This window comes from Nocardioides sp., from assembly GCF_036503465.1.
Classification (GTDB): domain Bacteria; phylum Actinomycetota; class Actinomycetes; order Propionibacteriales; family Nocardioidaceae; genus Nocardioides.
On record NZ_DASXWU010000022.1, the window covers coordinates 1 to 4,700 of the forward strand.

The 4,700-nt window shown below is 67.9% G+C and carries 4 protein-coding genes; all 4 read right to left on the bottom strand.

Going from position 1 to position 4,700, the window contains the following annotated elements:
- Positions 1-93 precede the first annotated feature (93 nt).
- On the bottom strand, positions 94-1,032 hold the full coding sequence (locus VGK78_RS03185) for a type II secretion system F family protein (protein ID WP_331525875.1): 939 nt from the start codon (positions 1,030-1,032) through the stop codon (positions 94-96).
- Position 1,033: 1 nt separating this feature from the next.
- The gene (locus tag VGK78_RS03190) at positions 1,034-2,065 is read right to left on the bottom strand and encodes a type II secretion system F family protein (protein ID WP_331525877.1); all 1,032 of its coding nucleotides are present in this window, start codon (positions 2,063-2,065) and stop codon (positions 1,034-1,036) included.
- On the bottom strand, positions 2,062-3,564 hold the full coding sequence (locus VGK78_RS03195; protein WP_331525878.1) for a CpaF family protein: 1,503 nt from the start codon (positions 3,562-3,564) through the stop codon (positions 2,062-2,064). Before VGK78_RS03195 ends, VGK78_RS03190 begins: the two co-directional genes overlap by 4 nt.
- A gap of 4 nt (positions 3,565-3,568) precedes the next feature.
- Positions 3,569-4,700: AAA family ATPase (locus VGK78_RS03200; protein WP_331525879.1), on the bottom strand; the 1,132-nt coding region annotated here is incomplete at its 5' end.

The window sequence follows — 4,700 nt, forward strand, 5'->3', positions numbered from 1 at the left end:
GGCATCACCAGGCTGAGGAGCACGAAGGTGCGCGCTCCGACGGCGAGCCAGGTGTACTGACGCCTTGGACTGCCCCAGATCATGGCCCCGGACTCAAATCCCCTTGAACGAGTCCATGATGTGGATCGCAGCGGGTCCCAGGACCACGATGAACAGCGAGGGGAGGATGCAGAAGATCAGGGGCACCGTCATCTTCACGGGCACCTTCTGCGCCTTCTCCTCGGCCCGCTGACGACGCTTGGTCCGCATCTCGGAGGACTGGATCCGCAGCACGTTGGCGATCGGGATGCCGAAGCTGTCGGCCTGCACCATCGAGGTCACGAAGCTCTTCACGTCCTCGACCTCGGTGCGTTCGGCGAGGGCGCGCAAGGCAGCCGCCCGGCCCTGGCCGATCTGCATCTCGCGCAGCACGCGGGAGAACTCGTCGGCAAGGGGACCCTCGGTGTTGCGGGCCACCTGCTGGACCGCGGCGTCGAAGGCGAGGCCCGACTCGACGCTGATGGTCATCAGGTCGATCGCGTCGGGGAGGTCGCGCTGCATGATCAACGACCGCTCGTAGACCTTCTGGTAGAGGTACAGGTTCGGTGCGAACCAGCCCACGAGCGTCGCGCAGACGACGAACAGGATCTTGATGGTGAAGCTCATGCCCATCGCCGTGGACAGGAGGCCGGCGACCAGGAACAGCGCGATGGCACCGATAGTCTTCCCCGCCTGGACGCGCTCGACGGTCCAGCCCGGTGGGTTGCCGGCGACGTCCAGACGCTTGCGGATGCGCTCCGGGGCGTCACCGCCCGACAGTCGGCGAGCCAGCTTGGACGCCTTCTCCTGCAGGGGCTTCATCACCCGGTCGGCGAAGGGCTCGTCGTACTCCTTGGTGAGCTCCTTCGGCGAGTTGGTCAGCGCCTGCACCAGGGCGACCGAGCGATCGACGCCGGTCATCGCCTGACCGCCGGCCGTCGTCCCGAGGGAGGCGGAGACGAGCACGAGAGCGAGGATCACCAGGGCAGCGCCCAGGACCAGTAGAAGTGTCATCTCAGACCTCGACCTTGACGATCTTGTTCATCCAGAGGGCGCCAACTCCGAGGATCACTGATCCTCCGACCAGCATGAAGATCCCGAGGGTCCGCGTGAAGAGGACCATGACGTACTCGCGGTTGGCCAGCAGCAGGTATCCCAGGAAGGCGGGCGGTAGACCGCCGAGCACCAGGGCGGACAGCTTGCCCTCTGCGGCGAGTGCGGCGACCTGGCGGCGGATGTACTCGCGCTCGCGCATCGTCCCGGCGACCGTGCTGAGCAGCTCGGCGAGGTTACCGCCGACCTGACGCTGGATGTTGATGGCCATCACCACCCACTCGAAGTCCTTGCTCTGGAACCGGTCGGCCACGCCCTGCAGCGCGGTCTCGAGGGAGAGACCCAGCCGGGTCTCCACCAGCACCTTCCGGAACTCACTGGTCACCGGCTCGGCGCCGTCGCGGACGATGGTGTCGACCGACTGCGCGAGGGAAAGACCGGCCGCCAGCGACCCGGACATCAGCTGGAGCGTGTCCGGGAGCTGCCGCTCGAACTTCTTCTTGCGCCGGTTCCGCTTGAAGCTCAGGTAGAACCACGGGCCGATCGCCCCGATCGCGATGAAGATCAGTCCGATGACCAGGTTGCCGCCGCCGATCAGGAGCCCGAGGATCGAGACGCCCAGGAAGACTCCGGCGTGCATCAGCAGCCACTCGGCCGGACGCCAGCTGCTGCCGGCACCGTCGAGCCGCTGGGCGATCTTGGTCTCGAGCCCCTTGTTGCGCTTGAGGACGTTCGCCGCGGCGGACTTGGCGGACTGGAGAGGAGAGTCGTCGGCGGTGGGAGGCGGGATCGGCGCACCGCCGGACGGCATGCCGGCCGCCGCGCGCGCGGCGTACTGGACGACGCGCTCCTCGGTGGTCAGCCTCCGCTCCCGCGGGACCGCGAGCACCAGCAGCACCAGCAGGCCCAGGCCCAACGTGCCGAGCCCCGCATACATCAGTCCGCTGGAGTCGCCCGCGGCGAGCGGAAGAACGGCGGCGTGCACTGCGATCACCGCAACCCTTCCATCGCGAACAGCATCGGGTCGATGCGCACGTTGGAGTGCTCCATCTTGTCCAGGAACTTCGGCCGGAGACCGGTGGACCGCAGGAAGCCCTGGGCCTTGCCGTCCGCGTCGAAGCCCGCGGAGTGGTCGTAGACGAAGATGTCCTGGAGGGTGATGATGTCGCCCTCCATCCGCTCCACCTCGGTCAAGCTGGTGATCTTGCGGCTGCCGTCCTTGAACCTGGTCTGGTGCACGATCAGGTCGACGGCGGAGGCGACCTGCTCGCGGATCGCCCGCACGGGCAGGTCCATGCCGGCCATCAGCACCATGGTCTCCATACGGGCCAGGGTGTCGCGGGGGCCGTTGGAGTGCAGCGTGCAGATCGAGCCGTCGTGACCGGTGTTCATCGCCTGGAGCATGTCGAGCGCCGAGGCGTCACGGACCTCACCGACGATGATCCGGTCGGGACGCATACGCAGGCTGTTCTTGACCAGGTCACGGATCGTCACCATGCCTCGGCCCTCGATGTTGGCCGGGCGGGACTCGAGACGCACCACGTGGTCCTGCTTGAGCTGGAGCTCGGCGGCGTCCTCGATGGTGACGATGCGCTCGTCGGCGGGAATGAACGACGAGAGCACGTTCAGCGTCGTCGTCTTCCCAGCGCCCGTGCTGCCGGACACGATGATGTTCAGCCGGCCGCGTACGCAGGCGTCGAGGAACTCGACGGCGCGCTCGCTGAGCGTGCCGAACGCGATCATGTCGTCCGCAGTCAGCGGGTCGGCAGCGAACTTACGGATGGTCAGCGAGGATCCGTCGACCGCGAGGGGAGGAATGACCGCGTTCACACGGCTGCCGTCAGGCAGGCGCGCGTCGACCATCGGGCTCGACTCGTCGACGCGACGGCCGATCCGCGAGACGATCTTGTCGATCGTGCGACGGACGTGGGCCTCGTCGCTGAACTGGGCGTTGGCCTTGAGCAGCTTGCCGCCTTTCTCCAGCCAGATCGACTCCGCGCCGTTGACCATGACCTCGGAGACGTCGTCGTCGCGCAGGAACGGCTCGATCGGCCCGTAGCCCAGGATGTCGTCGCTGATCTCCTGGGTGAGCCGGTTGCGATCGGCGTTGCTGATCGGCCGGTCCTGCGAGCTCATCAGCTGGGAGAGGACAGTGCGGACCCGCTGGTCGAGATCGGCCTGGTCGAGGTTGGCGTCGTAGAGCTGCGGGCCGAGCTGCTTCAGCAGCTCGGTGTGCACGTCCTGCTTGAGCTCCTCGAGGCGCTCGTGCTCGGCGTTGCCGCGACGGGCGCTGACGCGGCTGGTCGGGACCGGCGCGGTGCGGGTGCGAACGGCGCCCTCCTCGCCGTCGCCGCTGCCACCCCGCGGCGGCGGAGGTGCGGCAGCTGCCTCGTCCTTCTCCTCAGGGCCCCGCGGCGGCGGAGGAGGCGGCGGGGTCTCGCCGGACTCGCTCTGCTTGCGGGCCGCGGCCAGGCGTTCGGCAAGACTGCTCACGATGTCACCTCTTGATCCTGAAGAGCTTGGCGAACCTGTCGTTCTCCGAGTCCGCGGTGCGGTTGCTTCTTCCCACACCGACGACGCCGGCGGGCTCGCCGACGATCAGCGTGGAAAGGCTCCGGAACGCCGAGCTCGACGGGTGGTTCGGGCTCGCCGCGATGATCGGCGTACCGGCGTTCGTCGCAGCGGCGATGTCGATCGAGGTCGAGATCTGCGACGCGACGTGCATCCCGAGGATCGTCTCCACCTTCTCCGCCCCGATGCCGACGGCGTCGTCGGCGCGGTTGAGGAGCAGGTAGCGGTGACCGCGCCCGATGTTGAGCATCTCGAGCGTGTCCAGGGCGACCTTGACGTTCTTCAGCGTGGGGACGTCGAGGGTCGCCACGATGATGCATTCGTCGGTCTCGTCGAGCGCGGTGAGGGTCTGCTCGTCGAATGCCGGCGCGGTGTCCACGACGATGAAGTCGTACATCGTGCGCAAGGTGCGCAGGACCTTCGAGATCAACAGCGGGGTGATCCGCTCGCGGACGTCCGGATGACTCGGGGCCGCCAGCACCTTCAAGGAGTCCTGGTAACGCGTCAGCAACGAGTTGAGCATCGGCGCGTCGAGGTCCTCCTCGGACCCGATGGCGTGCTCGATCGTGTGGGACGGAAACAGCTGCAACGTGATCGCGACGTCGCCGAAGGCGAGGTCGAAGTCGACCAGGCACACCTGGCGTGCACCGTTGTCGGTGAGCGCCAGCGCCAGGTTGACCGCGACGGTCGTCTTCCCGACCCCGCCCTTGGGGGAGAAGATCGAGATCACGTGGCCGTTGTGCTTCGAGGCCTCGGGGCCGCGGAGCGCCTGCGAGAACTGGTGGGCACGAGACACGGCACCGGCGACCAGGTGCAGGTCGTCCATCGCCACGACCTCGCGCGCGCCGGCCTGCATGGCGCGAGCCAGCAAGGCGGTGTCGAGCGCGGGGCGGACGAAGACGACGCTGGTGGTGGGTCGCGAGGTGCGCAGGCTCTCGCAGACGGTCACCCCGTCGCCGAACGAGATGTTCGGCCCCAGCACCACGACGTACTCCTCGGGGTGCTGGGCGAGCCACGGCAGGAGCCGCTCGGTGGTGTCCACCGACTGGCAGCCGGGG